At 35.5% G+C, this 16,995-nt stretch carries 12 protein-coding genes and 1 riboswitch; of the genes, 11 read left to right on the top strand and 1 reads right to left on the bottom strand.

The features are described from left to right. Positions 1-11: 11 nt before the first annotated feature. Positions 12-806: a hypothetical protein gene (locus H8S01_RS03725; RefSeq protein WP_186836220.1), complete on the bottom strand. Its 795-nt coding sequence runs from the start codon at positions 804-806 to the stop codon at positions 12-14. Positions 807-933: 127 nt separating this feature from the next. Then, positions 934-1,006: riboswitch (Fluoride riboswitch) on the top strand. A gap of 74 nt (positions 1,007-1,080) precedes the next feature. Here H8S01_RS03725 and H8S01_RS03720 point away from each other — a divergent pair. From H8S01_RS03720 to H8S01_RS03670, 11 genes are all read left to right on the top strand, one after another. Continuing rightward, positions 1,081-2,277, top strand: coding sequence for a cation:proton antiporter (locus H8S01_RS03720; protein ID WP_186836219.1), 1,197 nt, complete (start codon positions 1,081-1,083; stop codon positions 2,275-2,277). Positions 2,278-2,350: 73 nt separating this feature from the next. Beyond that, complete coding sequence (locus H8S01_RS03715) at positions 2,351-3,565, top strand: D-alanyl-D-alanine carboxypeptidase family protein (RefSeq protein ID WP_186836218.1); 1,215 nt, start codon at positions 2,351-2,353, stop codon at positions 3,563-3,565. A gap of 134 nt (positions 3,566-3,699) precedes the next feature. Then, positions 3,700-5,028 carry a replication-associated recombination protein A gene (locus tag H8S01_RS03710; protein WP_186836217.1) on the top strand — a complete coding sequence of 443 codons (1,329 nt, stop codon included), beginning with the start codon at positions 3,700-3,702 and terminating at the stop codon, positions 5,026-5,028. Next, positions 5,028-8,576 carry a DUF5717 family protein gene (locus H8S01_RS03705; RefSeq protein ID WP_186836216.1) on the top strand — a complete coding sequence of 1,183 codons (3,549 nt, stop codon included), beginning with the start codon at positions 5,028-5,030 and terminating at the stop codon, positions 8,574-8,576. Before H8S01_RS03710 ends, H8S01_RS03705 begins: the two co-directional genes overlap by 1 nt. Positions 8,577-8,588: 12 nt before the next feature. Then, entirely contained in the window at positions 8,589-9,740 is a 1,152-nt protein-coding gene (locus H8S01_RS03700; RefSeq protein WP_186836215.1) for a DUF5716 family protein, read from the top strand. 13 nt (positions 9,741-9,753) lie between these two features. Beyond that, positions 9,754-10,572 carry a hypothetical protein gene (locus tag H8S01_RS03695; RefSeq protein ID WP_186836214.1) on the top strand — a complete coding sequence of 273 codons (819 nt, stop codon included), beginning with the start codon at positions 9,754-9,756 and terminating at the stop codon, positions 10,570-10,572. 12 nt (positions 10,573-10,584) lie between these two features. Further along, positions 10,585-11,955 carry a hypothetical protein gene (locus H8S01_RS03690; RefSeq protein WP_186836213.1) on the top strand — a complete coding sequence of 457 codons (1,371 nt, stop codon included), beginning with the start codon at positions 10,585-10,587 and terminating at the stop codon, positions 11,953-11,955. Between the two features lie 80 nt (positions 11,956-12,035). Next, positions 12,036-13,055 carry a phenylalanine--tRNA ligase subunit alpha gene (gene pheS / locus H8S01_RS03685; protein WP_186836344.1) on the top strand — a complete coding sequence of 340 codons (1,020 nt, stop codon included), beginning with the start codon at positions 12,036-12,038 and terminating at the stop codon, positions 13,053-13,055. Positions 13,056-13,110: 55 nt separating this feature from the next. Continuing rightward, positions 13,111-15,543 (top strand): phenylalanine--tRNA ligase subunit beta, encoded by a 2,433-nt coding sequence (gene pheT / locus H8S01_RS03680; RefSeq protein WP_186836212.1) that lies wholly within the window; start codon positions 13,111-13,113, stop codon positions 15,541-15,543. Positions 15,544-15,564: 21 nt separating this feature from the next. Continuing rightward, positions 15,565-16,596 (top strand): tRNA preQ1(34) S-adenosylmethionine ribosyltransferase-isomerase QueA, encoded by a 1,032-nt coding sequence (gene queA / locus H8S01_RS03675; RefSeq protein WP_186836343.1) that lies wholly within the window; start codon positions 15,565-15,567, stop codon positions 16,594-16,596. A gap of 27 nt (positions 16,597-16,623) precedes the next feature. Further along, entirely contained in the window at positions 16,624-16,989 is a 366-nt protein-coding gene (locus H8S01_RS03670; protein WP_186836211.1) for a PilZ domain-containing protein, read from the top strand. The last annotated feature ends 6 nt before the right edge of the window (positions 16,990-16,995 follow it).

The raw sequence follows: 16,995 nt of genomic DNA, 5'->3' as shown, positions 1-16,995 counted from the left end.
ACCATTAATTTTTAAATGATAAAAATAATATATAAATCAGATGTTTTTAAATACTTCAACATTTTTTTCAGTTCATTGCCGATGGATTGATTTTCGGCAGTTTGGGATTTTATTGCCTCGACGGAAGAAGCAATGTTTCGTATTCTGGAAGAAATGTCATTTGTTCCATTGGCACTTTCTTCAATGGTTGTGGAAATATCATTGATTATTTTTGAAAGCTGTCCGTTTGCAGATTGGAGAGGACGTACAATCTTTAATATAGCAAGAATTATAATGATTCCTGTTGCCATAAGTATTGCAAATATTATGATATTTGCTCTGTCTGAAAGAGTAAACTGGCTGTCTAATGCAGTAGAAGCATTGTTTACTTCATCATCTATAAGTGAATATAAAGTGCTGTATGCTTCATCAAGCTGTTCTGTTATATTAGAACCTGACTGCGTGGATTGTAAAAATGAGTCGGCATCATTGCTGTCTGTTCCGAGCGTTTTTGACGCATTTTCGGAATAGGAGTTATATACAGAATAATATGTTTCATAAGCTGCCTGTATTTCTGAATTATCAAGTTTATTTATGATTTCTTGCAAATCATCAAATTTTGATTTCAGATTTTCAATTTCCTGTGACATGTTCTGCATCATATTGTCTGAATCGGAAGGTGTAGAAGCATTGTCGGTGTTGCCGGAAACAGGGATGTCAGTAGAATTTCTATTGTTTTCCATGCGTATGGCGGCAGAACTGTTTGCAAATTTCTGAACACGCTCAACAGCAATTTCTGTGTCTGATAAGATGCTTACTGCATTCATACAGTCTTCTGATAAAGTGTAAAAAAAGATTGAAAGATTGATAATTCTCCTGAAATCCTGCATTTTTATGTTAAAAAACGAAGTTGACAGTTGTATATTGACATAAAGCTTTAAAAGAAGTATTATTTTACAAGTTGGGAATGAAGTTCTCCCATGGGAAACCTAAACTGCTTATTATAGCTGATGACTTCTACGATTTAGAATCGCAGGGGTTGTCAGCTTTTTTATGTGGACAATGAATAGAATTCCTGCTGAATAATTTAAGGAGGATTATATGTTAGCATCATTATCACTTATTTTTCTGGTTGGACTTGCAATGGGGGCAATCTGCCAGAAACTTAAAATGCCTCGTATTATCGGAATGCTTGTTACGGGTATTGTATTGGGACCGTATGTTCTTGATTTTCTCGACCCGTCAATACTTTCTATTTCATCTGAATTAAGAAAACTGGCACTTATAATTATTCTGCTTAAAGCAGGATTGTCTCTTGATTTGAAGGATTTGAAGAAGGCGGGACGACCGGCAATTCTTATGTCATTTGTTCCGGCAACATGTGAAATAGCAGGATATATATTATTTGCACCATTGTTATTAGGAATTAACAGGATAGAGGCGGCGGTAATGGGAGCAGTGCTTGGAGCCGTTTCACCTGCGGTTGTCATACCGAGAATGGTAATGCTTATGGAAGAAAAATATGGGACAAAAAAAGCAATTCCACAGATGATTATGGCAGGAGCGTCATGTGATGATATTTTTGTTATTGTATTATTTACGACATTTTTAAGCATGGCACAGGGTGGAAGTGCTGATATTATTAATTTTGTAAATATTCCTGTTTCAATTGTTCTGGGAATACTTCTTGGTGCAGTTACAGGATATGGATTATATTTATTTTTTGAGACATCATATGCACATAAGCATTGTGTCAGAAACAGTACAAAAGTAATAATTGTGCTTGGCTTTTCAATGCTGCTTGTTTCTGTTGAAGGCTGGCTTGAGGGAAAAGTATCTGTTTCAGGACTACTTGCTGTAGTCAGCATGGCATGTGTTATAAAAATAAAAAGTACAGCGTTTGTTTCAAAAAGATTATCAGAGAAATTCGGAAAGTTATGGATTGCAGCTGAAGTGGTTCTTTTTGTGCTTGTTGGGGCTGCGGTTGATATACGATATACGCTTAGTGCAGGAATAGCGGCAGTGTTTATGATTTTTATTGCATTGATTTTCAGAACGGCGGGTGTTTTGATATGTACGATAAAGACTAAACTTAATATGAAGGAGAGAATATTCTGCGTTATTGCGTACCTTCCGAAAGCCACAGTCCAGGCGGCAATCGGTTCAGTGCCTCTTGCAGCAGGACTTGCCTGTGGTAAAATTATTTTGTCAGTGGCTGTACTTGCAATTATTATCACAGCTCCGCTGGGAGCATTGGGAATTGATAATACATATAAAAAATTGTTGGAGAAGGAATAGGAAATTGAATTAATCATAAAACTCCCTCTTTATACATAAACTATAGCCAGAATATTGTGTATTGGGTGAGCAAATGTTTGTTATTAAGAGTAGAAACAAAAGACTTATAATGTGCATAATGTGTCTGATTTTAATATTTACATCAGTCTATGCGGGAATGAGCCGCGTCACATGTATTGCACAGGAACGGACACAGGGGGAAAATTCAGGAATAGAATTAAAATCACCGTCAGCGATACTTATGGAGGCATCAACAGGTCAGGTTATATATGAAAAAGATGCAGATACGAGCCTGCATCCGGCAAGTATTACCAAGATAATGACTTTGATATTGATATTTGATGCTATAAAGGATGGCAAAATCGGACTTGATGACGAAGTTACTGTATCGGAATATGCGGCATCTATGGGCGGAAGTCAAGTGTTTCTGGAGGCAGGAGAAAAGCAGACGGTTGATACGATGATTAAATGTATAAGTATGGCAAGTGCGAATGATGCATGTGTAGCCATGTCAGAATACATAGAGGGCACAGAGAGTGCATTTGTTGCAAAGATGAATGAAAGAGCCATGGGGCTTGGAATGAACAATACTAATTTTGTGAACTGCTGCGGACTTGATACGGATGGACATATGTCAACTGCCCGTGATATAGCACTTATGAGCCGTGAACTGATAACAAAATATCCGCAGATTCATGATTATTCCACAATATGGATGGATACCATTATTCACAGTACAAGAAGAGGTGACAGCGAGTTTGGACTTACAAACACCAACAAGCTTATTAAGCAGTATGAATGGGCGACTGGGTTAAAGACTGGTTCGACAGGGCTTGCAAAATGCTGTCTGTCAGCATCGGCAAATAAGGATGGGATTGACCTTATTGCTGTAATAATGGCTGCACCGGACTCAAAGACACGATTTGCTGAGGCTGTTAATCTTTTGAATTATGGATTTAATACATGTGATATATATAAAGATGATGGTATGCCTTTATTAGAAAATATAAGAATTTCAAAAGGTAAAAAAGACTATGTCAATTGCCGGTATGAAAAAGAATTTTCATATATGTTTATTAATCCGGTTAATCATGAAGATATTTCAAAAGAGCTCCATATAAATGAAAATATTGCTGCACCTGTAAATGAAGGAGATACAATTGGAACACTTGACTATTATTATAATGGAGAAAAAATAGGCAGCGTCAATGTTATTTCATCTGAAAATATAGAAAAAGCAGATTTTTTAACACAGATAAAAAAAGTGTTTGGCAGGCTGTTGAAATGATATTGTAAGAATAGATTGCTGGTATGTGACCAAAATATGAGCTGAAAATGTAAGTTGAAAAAATATTGCGGCTGTAAAAAATTCAATATATATGTTATAATAAATCCAAATGACTTATGAAAGTGGAGTATATAATGGATTTATTTGATTATGTCAGACAAAATACGATGAAAAATGAATCGCCGCTGGCTTCAAGAATAAGACCGGAAACTTTGGATGAAGTGGTGGGACAGCAGCATATTATAGGAAAAGATAAACTTTTATACAGGGCAATTCAGGCTGATAAGATAAGCTCAATTATATTCTATGGACCTCCGGGAACAGGAAAAACCACACTTGCAAAGGTGATTGCCAATACTACAAGTGCAGATTTTAAGCAGATTAATGCAACTGTTGCCGGAAAAAAGGATATGGAAGATGTCGTTGCACAGGCAAAAAATAATCTTGGAATGTACGGAAAAAAGACAATACTGTTTGTCGATGAGATTCATAGATTTAATAAAGGACAACAGGATTATCTTCTGCCTTTTGTCGAGGACGGAACAATTATCCTTATTGGTGCGACTACAGAAAATCCATATTTTGAAGTAAACGGAGCTTTGATTTCAAGGTCAATAATATTTGAATTAAAGCCACTTGACAAAGAAGATATAAAAACACTTATAAAACGTGCAGTATATGATGAGAAAAAAGGAATGGGAAGTCTTCATGCAGACATAGATGATGAGGCACTTACATTTCTTGCAGATGTGGCAAATGGTGATGCGAGAAGTGCATTGAATGCCATAGAACTTGGTATTCTTACAACAAAGCCATCTGAGGATGGAAAGATTCATATTAATTTAAAGATTGCTGAACAGTGTATACAGAAGCGTGTATTAAAGTATGATAAAGATGGTGATAACCATTACGATACTATATCAGCATTTATTAAGAGCATGCGTGGTTCTGACCCTGATGCGGCTGTATATTATCTTGCAAGAATGTTATATGCCGGAGAAGATATAAAGTTTATTGCGAGAAGAATAATGATATGTGCGAGTGAAGATGTCGGAAATGCTGACCCGCAGGCACTTGTAGTTGCAACTAATGCATGTCTTGCAATAGAAAGGCTTGGTATGCCGGAAGCACGGATAGTTCTTTCACAGGCGGCGACATACGTTGCATGTGCTCCTAAGAGCAATGCCGCTTATATGGCTGTAGACAAAGCACTTGATATTGTGAAAAATGAAAAGACATATGGTGTTCCTGTGCATTTACAGGATGCACATTATAAGAGTGCAGGAAAGCTTGGACATGGTATTGGATATAAATATGCACATGATTACAAAAATCATTATGTAAAACAGCAATACCTTCCGGATGAACTTGAAGGCACTGTATTTTATGAGCCGACAGATAACGGATATGAGAAAAAAATAAAGGAACATCTTGATAAAATTAAGGCGGAGGCTGAATCTTAATGAGAGATAATCTTAGGCGGCTGGCATGTGGTCATTTTGTATATGATAATCCTAAGCTGCATTTTAAACAGGATAATATAGAATTAAATATCACAAAAAATGTAGTCTGTGAGCAGTCGTTTGATATAGTCTCAAGGGAAGTAACAAAAGGCGTTATCTGGTCATCAAATGAGCGTGTTAAAATCATCGACAATATGTTTCTTGGAACTGTAAGTACGATACATTATATTGTTGATACTAATGGACTTCAGAAAGATGATGTTATAAAAGGCAAGTTTGATGTCATAAGCAATGCGGGGGAATATTTTTTAGAATATGCTTTTACAGTTACGGCACAATTTTTAAAGACTAACGAAAATGATATTGCAGATTTATTTCAATTTGCTAATTTCACAAGAGATTATCCGGAAGAGGCTGTTGCAGTTTTTCTTAGTGATAATTTCAATATCCTTATTGAAAATGATACAAAACTATCTAATATATATGAAGCATTGAAAAAAGAGAATAATACCGGGCGTGCGATAGAAGAGTTTCTCGTTGCTGCCGGGAAGAAATCTCCTGTTTTAATAAATTTATGCGGAGATAAAGAACGCTCATATATATGCAGCGATGACAGAAGAGATACTATTGCTTTAGAAAAAAATGCGTGGGGATATATTGAGGCAGATATTTGCGTTGAAGCAGATTTTATTTCAATGGAAACAAAGCATATTTCGGCACAGAATTTTACAGGAAATAAATGTGAACTTGCATATATAATTAATTATGAAAAACTTCATGATGGATATAATTATGGAAGAATAATAATAAATACATATAACCATAAAATTGTAACTGATATAGAAGTAAAGAAAATATATGCAGAGTATCCGGATGAAAATACAAATGAGATATATCATGATAAGAGAAAACTCATGTATGAGATTACCAAAAATTATCTCGATTACCGCATGAAAAAATTTGATACAGGTGTGTGGGCTGAGCGTTCGGCTAATCTTATAGAAAGGCTGAGAATGCTCGATTATGCCAATCCGCTGTACATGCTTATGCAGGCACAGGTTTATAACCTGCGTAAGATGAATGATGAGGCACAAAATCTTATTGAGCAGGTTCAGGTTTCAAAAGATGATGCATTTTTATACAGCTATTATCTTTATGTAAAATCAATGCTTATAAGTAATGCAGTATATACTGCGAAGGCTGCCATAGATATTAAAAATTTATATGAAAATGGCAATGATGACTGGCGTATATTGTGGATAAGATTTTATGTTGATCTGACATTCGGACATAATCAGAGCATTAAGCTTATGAGGATAAAAGAAAGCTTCCGTTCAGGATGTAAAAGCGGTGTGATGTATATGGAAGCATTAAATGTTATGAATAATCAGCCTCATCTTTTAAGAGTTCTTGATAAATTTGAGATACAGGTTCTTACGTTTGGCTGTAAGAATAACATTGTAAGTGAAAAACTTGCATTGCATGCCGCACAGATAGCTGTTTCTGACAAAAATGCCAGCAATTCAAAAATAGAACTGTTGAAAAATATTTACAAAATATATGAAAAAGATGAGGTACTTACGTCTATTATTTCATACTTGATTTGTGCCGGAAGTATAAGCCGTGAAAGTAATATTTATTATGAGAAAGGGATTCTTCGAGGGATAAAAATTACAAGATTATATGAATATTACATAAAAAGTCTTGATAAAAATAAATATCCGCGTTTTTCAAAGCTTGTTTTAATGTATTTCGCATACGATGCCTCTCTTGATTATGAAAATAAATCATTTTTATATGCAGATGTACTTTTTAATGAAGCGGAAAATGAGAAGATAATGGAGATGTACATGCCACTTATTGATAAATTTGCGTATGAACAGCTTCGTTATGGCAGAATTAATAATCATCTTATATTAATTTATAAAAGAATATGGAATAAATGTTTATTTGATGAGTATACAGCATCATCAATGATGAAAATTTTATACACTTATAAAATAAAATGTTATGAGGAAAATGTAAAAGCTGTATGGGTAAAACATAAAGAATATAAGACGTTACATCGTTACGAAATCATTAATAAATGTGCATTTGTCCCGATTTACACGAAAGATGCCGTTATTATATTTGAATCAGAATCAGGAGAATTTTTTAAGGACAGCTTCAGGTATGACATTGAAAAAGTATTTGAAAATAAATACTACGAAATGATAAACGAGAGCATGCTTGCTTATCAATATGAAGAAAATGATATAGAAAAATATAAAAATATAATTTTGTACGAGCAGAAAAAAGATATATTTAATGAAGAAATATATGAAGCTGTCAGATGTATCATAAATGATGCCGATTGTGATAAAAAATGTAAAAAGAAGCTTAACAGCTGGCTTATAAAATATTTTGAAAAATCATATGATAAAGAAAATTATCTGGCAGATATACAGATTATAGATACTGATGATTTAGATGAAAATGATGCAGTGAGACTTATATATGCAAGTGTCGATAATAATGCTTATAGTTTTGCATTTTCAATTATAAAGCAGTACGGAATATGTAATGCCAATTCAGGAAAAATATCAGAACTTGCACGTCATATACTGGAATTTGCAGGGACAGAAGATGATGATGAACTTACGCAGCTGTGTGAATATGCTTTTGAAAATAAAAAATATAATGCTGATATTCTTGAAAATCTTGAAAAAAGATTTAATGGAACTAATGAGCAGATGCTTGATATATGGAATGCATGCAAAGATTATGATGTATTTACAGGTGATATAGAAGAAAGAATTGTCGCACAGATGCTTTTTACAAAATCAAGTGATAAAAGGCTTACAGATGTATTTGATTCATATGTAAAAAATGGTGGACACAGGACAGTTATTGCGGCTTATGCTGCATATAATGCTTTTATGTATTTTGTAAAGCACAGAGAAGTTGACATAGCAGTTTTTGACGTGATAGAAGAGCTTATTATGGAAAAACGTGCAATTCCTGATGTCTGTGTCCTTGCATACTTAAAATATTATTCTTTAAGAACCGGAGAACTTACAGAGTCAAAAAGCAGATTTATATATGAAATTATAAAAACATTATGTGCAGTGGACAAGTGTTTTGAATTTTATAAAAATTATTCTGAAGTATTTGCACTTCCATATAATATGACAGACAGGACATTTGCGGAGTATGCAGGTAATCCGGATTCGCGTGTGGAGATTCATTACTGGTTTGGAGAAAGCAGTAATGAATATACTGAGATTCTTTCAAGTTGTGGAGGCTATTTTGTAAAAGGATTTACACTTTTTTATTCGGAGAGTGTCAGATATTATTTTGTTGAAGAAATTGGAAGTGAAACAAGAAAGTCTGATATATTTCATATGCAGAATAATGTTATCAATAAATCAGAGACCGCAGGAAGATTTGACAGCATTAATAAAATTCTTTCGGCAAGGCAGCAGCATGATCCGGCAGAAATGAAAAAGTGTATGTATGATTATTGTGTTCAGGATTATGTAACACAACAGATTTTTAAACCAATGTAGGTGAGGAATTTAATGAATAATGTAAATGGAGTGATAGTCGGGATTGATATACAGGATAAAATAACACAGGCTGCAATCTGGGATGAGCAGACAGAGATGGTGATACATGTTACAGGACCTGAAAACGAGGCCGCTTTTTTAAATCCGTTTGAAATGCCAGGCTGGGAACAGAGCGGTAATATTGAGGCAGCCTGTGAATTTATTGCATCGATAATAGAATGTGCATCAAAATGTGCACAGGGCAGAAAAGCGGGATTGATATGCATAACAATCGCTGATTATGAAATTAAAAAGCTTAATTTTATATCGGAAGTCATGAAACGGCTGCAGTTTAACAGTGAACAGTGGTCAGTTATAAGCCATGAGGAAAGTTTTGCTTTTTATGCTTACAGCCAGAAAAAAGGTCTGTATTCAGCAGGTGTTATGCTTCTTGACTACAGTAATGATAATATTGCATCATATATCTGCATGAAATCTAATCTTAATGGTTGTGATGTTATAATGGAAAACAGGTATTTTTCTGATGCCATACAATATGATGAAGAAAAGGATTCATATAGCAATCTGTGTGTTAATCAGCATGAGATAACAGAGTGGCTTAAAGGATTGCTGTCCAGGTATAATGTCTCAAGTGTATTTCTTACAGGCAGCAGATTTGAGATGGAGAAATTTCCTGATGAATTCACAAGATTTCTGTGCCATTCAAGAAAAGTTTTTGCAGGGCAGAATCTTTATGTGAAAGGTGCGGTTCTTGGGGCATGTACAAAAGTAAAACAGATACTTCCTCCTGATACAATTCTGGCATGCAAAAACAGGATTACAACTGGTATAGAGATGGACATATGCGAGCGTGGAAACGATATGCGTCTGAAAATTGTAAGACCCGGAACAAACTGGTACAGTGTAAAAAAACAGCTGTTTTTTATAATAGATGATGTAAGATATATTAATTTTTATCTGAGACCTGTTGATACTAACAAAGAATATATTGAAAAAATTGACATAAGTTCACTGCCTTTCCGTGAAGGTAAAATGACAAGAATAGAAATGGATGTTGATTTTATGTCTGATGAGGAATGTCATGTGTTAATAAAGGATAAAGGCTTTGGTGACATAGTAAAAAGTTCCGGAAAAATAATAGAAAAAACGTTTTTACTGAAATGAGGGTCATGCGTAAATGGGAAAGATAATATTATGCAGGGCAAGAGAGGCAAAACAGCCGCTTGTTGTAAAGGATATAGGACTTAAAATATATACACTTGAGGAATTGTGCTATTTTATATATAATAATATTTATTTTATAAGCATTGACTTCTTTGATGACGACTTCAATTCATTTGTTGAGGAGACAGGGCAGAAACAGCTGGTACAGATAATTGCAGATTTGAAAAGCAGGAATGCAGGACTTGCACAGATTGTTGTAAGTGTTTTAAAATATGTTGATTATTACAGCAATGAAGAGATAGAACAGTTAAGCGGTGTGCTTGGAACACTTGACAGCCGCAATGTTTATGAAAGACTTAAAGCGAGAGCTGATACATTGCTTGAAAATAAATGTTATTACGGTGCAGTGCAAAATTATGCAAAAATAATTGAGGGTACATATGATAAGTCACTTTCGGGATTGTTTTATGCGAGAGTGTATCATAATATGGGGGTTGCACATGCAAGAATGTTTTTATACAAACAGTCTGTTCCATATTTTGAGGAAGCCTACAAAATAGGGCAGCACGAAGAGTCGCTAAAATGTTTTATGGCAGCTAAAAGACTGGCTATGGGAAATAATATAATAGAAAGTGATGATGCATCTGACCAGGAGGCAGCTTTGAAAAGCGAACTTGAAAAACTGGCAGACAATGCAAGATATTCTGATACATACAGACATCTCCAGCAGATTGAAAAGCTTAAAGAGGAGGCTGATATTACGGAGTATAATGATGCACTTACCGGTCTGCTTGATGACTGGAAGAAACAGTATATTAAGTACAAATCATAGAATGGGGTACATATGGGATTTTTAAAGTCAGTTAAGAATATCTTCTTTAAAGATGAAATAGAAGATGATTATGAAGAATATGACGAATTTGATGAAGAACTGAATAAGCATGCCAGAACAATAAAGTCATATCTTGATGAAGAGGATTATGGCAAAGAAAACGAAGACACTGATAATCAGGAATTTGATGAGTATGATGAGAGTTCAGGATATGAAACGCCGGAAGATGATGAGGGCTTTGACGGCTTCAGCGATGATGAACTGCTTGTGGGTGATGAAAGTGATAACGTAAAACTGGGAGCTTTTGATGGAAGTGACCTGAAAGAATATGTTAAAGGCCAGTGCGAGATTATGGAAGATGCCGGAAGGCATATTGAAATGATAATGGAGGAGTACAGTCAGGTATCAGAGAGATTTGCTGATATTGAACTGTATGAAAATGCACCGGATAATCTGAAAGACCAGATTGCAAAACAGGCTGAACTTGTTGACAATCTTGCGGTTGACAGGCGGATTCTTAAAAATTCCGAGAGCAAGCTGTCTAATAATGCATATAACAGAATGGACATGTATGCACAGGAACTTCCTAAGAGTTTTAGGTTTATACAGCAGCAGGAAACATATTATGAGACAGTGAAAAGAGATTTACAGTCTCTTGAGGGCGAGAGGATGGCTCTTAGAATGGAAGCCAAGAATCTGAAAAAGAAACATGCTGCAATCAAAAAGGCTGCAATTATAGTTCTTGCCTGTCTTGCGGTAGTTTATTCTATTTTTACAATAGTTATGGTTGCACTTGATAATGAAGATGAGTTATATTTATTCTTTGTTGTGACATTTCTTGGTGCAATAGTTGCTGTGGGAATATTTGCATGGCTGAGTATTATTCACAGACAGGCATCGGCAGTCGAAATAAAGATAAATAAAATTACGGCGGCATTAAACAAGATAAAGATAAAGTATGTTAATGCGGCAAATGTGCTTTCATATGAATATGATAAATACAAAATAAAGAGCTCATATGAACTTGGAAGAAAATTTGAATTATATCTTAAGATGAAAGAAGAAAGAAAGCATGTATTGATGATGACAGCTAATCTTAATGATGCAGAAAATAAGCTGCTTATGCTTCTGAAAAGAATAGGAATTTCAGACACAGTTGTATGGCTTTCGCAGACCAAAGGACTATATATACGCAATGAAATGGTTGAAATCAGGCATGAACTTGCGGCACGTCGTAAGAAACTGAGAAATCAGATTGAGTATAATGAAGGCAGGATTGAAGAAGCAAAATATAACATAAGAAAAGTTAATAAATTACATCCGGAGTATACAAAAGAGACTTTGGAAATACTTGATGAATATGAAAAAAGGTCTATAAATTAAATTTTGCTTGCCAATTACGGTACATGTGTTAAAATTAGTTACAGTTCAGTTATTTTAAATTGGAGGAAAAAGTAATCATGATGAAGGAAAGATTGCAGGAAATCAGGGAGAGAGCGTTAGAACAGATTAACTCTACTGATTCACTTGAAAAGTTAAATGAGGTAAGAGTATCTATCCTCGGCAAGAAAGGCGAACTTACAGAAGTCCTTAAAGGAATGAAGGATGTTGAGCCAAAAGACAGACCTATGGTTGGTCAGATAGTCAATGAGACAAGACAGGCTATAGAGGAAGTTCTTGAGAATGCAAGAAAAGAACTTTCAGAGAAGATGAGAGAGATTCAGATGAAAGCAGAAGTTATTGATGTAACACTTCCTGCAAAAAAGAATAATGTTGGACATAGTCATCCTAATACACTTGCTCTTGAAGAAATTAAGAAAATATTTGTTGGTATGGGATACGAAGTTGTAGAAGGTCCTGAAGTCGAATATGATTACTATAATTTTGAAGCGTTGAATATACCTGCCAATCATCCGGCAAAAGATGAACAGGATACATTTTATATTAATGACAAGATTGTCCTTCGTACACAGACATCATCAGTTCAGGTTCGTGAGATGGAGAAAGGAAAACTTCCGCTTCGTATGATTTCTCCGGGTCGTGTATACAGAGCAGACGAAGTTGATGCAACACATTCACCATGTTTCCATCAGGTAGAAGGTCTTGTTATTGATGAAAATATTACATTTGCGGATTTAAAGGGTACACTTGTAGAATTTGCAAAAGAAGTATTTGGCCCTGAGACAAAAGTTAAATTCAGACCTCATCATTTTCCATTTACAGAACCTAGTGCTGAAATGGATGTTTCATGCTTTAAGTGTGGCGGTAAAGGATGCCGTATGTGTAAAGGTGAAGGCTGGATTGAAATTTTAGGATGTGGAATGGTTCATCCTCACGTACTTGAGATGAGCGGAATTGATACAGATAAATATACTGGTTTTGCATTTGGTGTTGGTCTTGAAAGAATAGCACTTCTCAAATATGAAATTGATGATATGAGACTTTTATATGAAAATGACGCACGTTTCTTAAAGCAGTTCTAATAATTAAGATAACAGGTTGTGAATATATTATAGATATCAGAAGGGATAATTAATCATGAATACATCTTTAAATTGGATTAAAGCAATGGTACCCGGACTTGATGATGTTACAGATCAGCAGTTCCGTGATGCCATGACACTTTCAGGAACAAAGGTTGAATGCTTCACAGCATATGATAAGAACCTTGATAAAATAGTAGTTGGACAGATTGAATCAGTAGAAAAGCATCCTGATGCAGACAAGCTTGTTATATGCCAGGTAAATGTAGGTGATTCAACAGTTCAGATTGTAACAGGTGCACCTAATATTGAAGTTGGTTCAAAGGGTCAGAAAGTGCCTGTAGTTCTTGATGGAGGACGTGTTGCAGGCGGTCATGACGGTTCTGCACTTCCTGAGGACGGAATTAAGATAAAGAAAGGTAAACTTCGTGGCATAGAATCATGCGGCATGATGTGTGCAATTGAAGAACTTGGTTCATCAAGAGAGTTTTATCCTGATGCACCGGAAAATGGTATATATATTCTTGGTGATGATGCAGTTGTAGGTTCTGATGCCGTAGAGTATCTTGGACTTAATGATACTGTATTTGAATATGAGATTACAAATAACCGTGTTGACTGCTATAGTGTAATCGGTATTGCAAGAGAGGCAGCAGCTACATTCAACAAACCATTTAATCCTCCAATGCCATCTAAGACAGGCAATTCAGAGGATGTTAACGATTACATAAGTGTAGATATTGAAGCAAAAGAACTTTGCCCTCGTTATGTTGCAAGAGTTGTTAAAAATATCAAACTTGCACCATCTCCAAAGTGGATGCAGCACAGACTTATGACAGCAGGAATCAGACCTATTAACAATATAGTAGATATAACTAACTATGTTATGGAAGAATATGGTCAGCCTATGCATGCATATGACTATGACCAGATTGCAGGTAAAAAGATTGTTGTAAGAACAGCTGCTGATGGTGAAAAATTCGTCACACTTGATGGTCAGGAAAGAATACTTAATTCATCAACACTTATGATTTGTGACGGTGAACGTGCCGTAGGTGTTGCCGGTGTAATGGGCGGCGAAAATTCAATGATTACAGATGATGTTAAGACAATGCTTTTTGAAGCTGCAACTTTTGACGGAACAAACATCAGAAAGACAACTAAGAGAATCGGTCTTCGTACAGATGCATCAGGCAAGTTTGAAAAAGGTCTTGATCCTGAAAATGCAATGGCTGCAATGGACAGAGCATGCCAGCTTATAGAAGAACTTGGTGCCGGCGAAGTTGTCGGTGGAGCTGTTGATATCTATCCTGTTAAGAAAGAATGCAGAAGAATTGTATTTGAACCTGAAAGAGTGAATAAACTTCTTGGTACAAATGTATCCGTTGATGATATGATGGATTATTTCAAGCGTCTTGAAATAGAATATGATAAAGAATCAAATGAGCTTATTATTCCTACATTCCGTCAGGATTTAATAAGAACAGCTGATATTGCTGAAGAAGTTGCAAGATTTTATGGCTATGACAACATTCCTACAACACTTCCTCATGGTGCTACAACAATGGGTAAGGTTTCGTTCAAGCAGACAGTTAAGGATGTTGCAGGCGAGATAGCACAGTTCTGTGGATTTTCACAGGCTATGACATATTCATTTGAAAGCCCTAAGGTTTTTGATAAATTAAAGATTGCTAAGGATTCACCACTTAGAAAGACAGTTGTGATTTCAAATCCACTTGGAGAAGATTTCTCTATTATGAGAACACTTCCTCTTAATGGTATGCTTACATCACTTTCAACAAATTATAACAGAAGAAATAAAAATGTTAAGCTGTATGAACTTGCTACAGTTTATATTCCGTCTGATAATGAAGAAGAGCTTCCAACAGAAAGCGTTGATTTTACTCTTGGTTTCTTTGGAGATGGAGATTTCTTTACAATGAAAGGAGTTGTAGAAGAATTTCTTGAAAGAATAGGAATGAGAAATAAGCCTGAATATGATCCACAGGCAGGCAAGCCATATCTTCATCCGGGTCGTCAGGCAAATGTAATCTATGATGGAACTGTTATCGGATATCTTGGTGAAGTACATCCTGATGTTGCTGATAATTATAGTCTTGGTGAGAGAACATATATTGCTGTTCTTGATTTATCAAAGATTACTCCGATGGCTTCATTTGACAGAAAATATACAGGAATTGCCAAATTCCCGGCTGTTACAAGAGATATAAGCATGGTTATGCCTAAAGACATGCTTGTTGGAACTGTTGAAAAAGTCATTGAAAAACGCGGCGGTAAGCTTGTTGAGAGCTTCAAGCTGTTTGATATATACGAAGGCGAACAGATTAAAGCTGGATTTAAATCTGTTGCGTATTCAATTTCATTCAGGGCAAATGACAGAACATTGGAAGATAAAGATATAGCTCCTATCATGGAGAAGATTCTTAATGATTTGTCAGAAATGGGAATAGAACTTAGAAGTAACTAGAGGTCAGACATGGAAAAAGTTATGAATCTGCATGATTTTTATTATGACCTGCCACAGGAACTTATAGCACAGGATCCGCTTTCTGACCGCTCAAGTTCAAGGCTTATGGTCCTTGATAAAAATACAGGCGAAATAGAACATAAAATATTTAGGGATATAGTTGATTATCTTAATCCGGGAGACTGCCTTGTTATTAATGATACAAAGGTAATTCCGGCTAGACTTATAGGTGAAAAAGAGGGTACAGGAGCAGCAATAGAAGTGCTGCTTCTCACTCGTAAAGCTGATTTGAAGGATACATGGGAAGTTCTTGTTAAGCCGGGCAAAAAGGCAAAAATAGGAACTCGTATTCATTTTGGCGGTGATAAACTTATTGGTGAGGTTATTGATATTGTAGAAGAGGGAAATCGTATTATCAGATTTGAGTACGACGGTATATTCGAGGAAATACTTGATGAACTTGGACAGATGCCTCTTCCGCCATATATAACACATAAACTGGAAGATAAAAACAGATATCAGACAGTATATGCAAAACATGAAGGGTCGGCAGCAGCACCGACAGCAGGACTGCATTTTACAGAGGAACTGCTTAAAAAGATAAAAGAAAAGGGTGTTGATATTGCAAGAGTAACTCTTCATGTCGGACTTGGTACATTCAGACCTGTTAAAGAAGAAAATGTACTTGATCATCATATGCATTCTGAATTTTACAGAATTGATGAGGAAGCAGCAGAAAAAATTAATAACGCACGTAAAAATAATGGGCGTATTATTGCTGTTGGAACTACAAGTACAAGAACACTTGAATCGGTGGCTAAAGAGGATGGTACAATAGAAGCGTGCAGTGGTTGGACACAGATATTTATATATCCTGGATATAAGTTTAAAGCAATCGACTGTCTTATTACAAACTTCCACTTGCCTGAGTCTACACTGGTTATGCTTGTGTCAGCACTTGCAGGACGTGAGAATGTACTTAATGCGTATGAAACTGCAGTAAAAGAAAAATATCGTTTCTTCAGTTTTGGAGATGCTATGTTTATAAAATAATGCAGAAGATATGGGAGGAGAAAAATAGTGGGAGCAGAAAGAAGAAGAGCATCAAGAGTCCCGATTAATGTGACATTGTCACTCAATGGTATCAGTGATGAAAATGATGCATGTGAGCAAAAAGATATAAGTGTTGAAACAGTAGACATTTCAAAGGGTGGTATAGCTTTTATTACAAAAAAAAACTTGAAAAAGGGGACTTTTTACAATACTTCAATTCAAATGCCGAACCATGAGATTCTTGATGTTGTTATTGAAATAGTAAGACAGCAGCCAGATGAGAATGGTGAGATTATGTATGGAAGCCGTTTTGTTGGAATAGGACCTGAAGACGAATTTCGTATAGAGGTATTCAGAATGGTATTTGAAGGAACAAAAAATCAGAATAATTAAAATTAA

Origin of the sequence: Lachnospira hominis (ex Liu et al. 2021), from assembly GCF_014287955.1 — a bacterium.
In the GTDB taxonomy this organism is placed as follows: Bacteria; Bacillota; Clostridia; order Lachnospirales; family Lachnospiraceae; genus Lachnospira; species Lachnospira hominis.
This window is presented reverse-complemented; position numbering and strand designations above follow the sequence as displayed.

Bases quoted from the DNA above. Each gene is read 5' to 3' on its own strand.
- H8S01_RS03720 (WP_186836219.1), top strand. From the start codon at position 1,081: ATGTTAGCATCATTATCACTTATTTTTCTGGTTGGACTTGCAATGGGG.
- H8S01_RS03705 (WP_186836216.1), top strand. From the start codon at position 5,028: ATGAGAGATAATCTTAGGCGGCTGGCATGTGGTCATTTTGTATATGAT.
- H8S01_RS03700 (WP_186836215.1), top strand. From the start codon at position 8,589: ATGAATAATGTAAATGGAGTGATAGTCGGGATTGATATACAGGATAAA.
- H8S01_RS03695 (WP_186836214.1), top strand. From the start codon at position 9,754: ATGGGAAAGATAATATTATGCAGGGCAAGAGAGGCAAAACAGCCGCTT.
- H8S01_RS03710 (WP_186836217.1), top strand. From the start codon at position 3,700: ATGGATTTATTTGATTATGTCAGACAAAATACGATGAAAAATGAATCG.
- queA (WP_186836343.1), top strand. From the start codon at position 15,565: ATGAATCTGCATGATTTTTATTATGACCTGCCACAGGAACTTATAGCA.
- H8S01_RS03715 (WP_186836218.1), top strand. From the start codon at position 2,351: ATGTTTGTTATTAAGAGTAGAAACAAAAGACTTATAATGTGCATAATG.
- pheT (WP_186836212.1), top strand. From the start codon at position 13,111: ATGAATACATCTTTAAATTGGATTAAAGCAATGGTACCCGGACTTGAT.
- pheS (WP_186836344.1), top strand. From the start codon at position 12,036: ATGAAGGAAAGATTGCAGGAAATCAGGGAGAGAGCGTTAGAACAGATT.
- H8S01_RS03690 (WP_186836213.1), top strand. From the start codon at position 10,585: ATGGGATTTTTAAAGTCAGTTAAGAATATCTTCTTTAAAGATGAAATA.
- H8S01_RS03725 (WP_186836220.1), bottom strand. From the start codon at position 806: ATGAATGCAGTAAGCATCTTATCAGACACAGAAATTGCTGTTGAGCGT.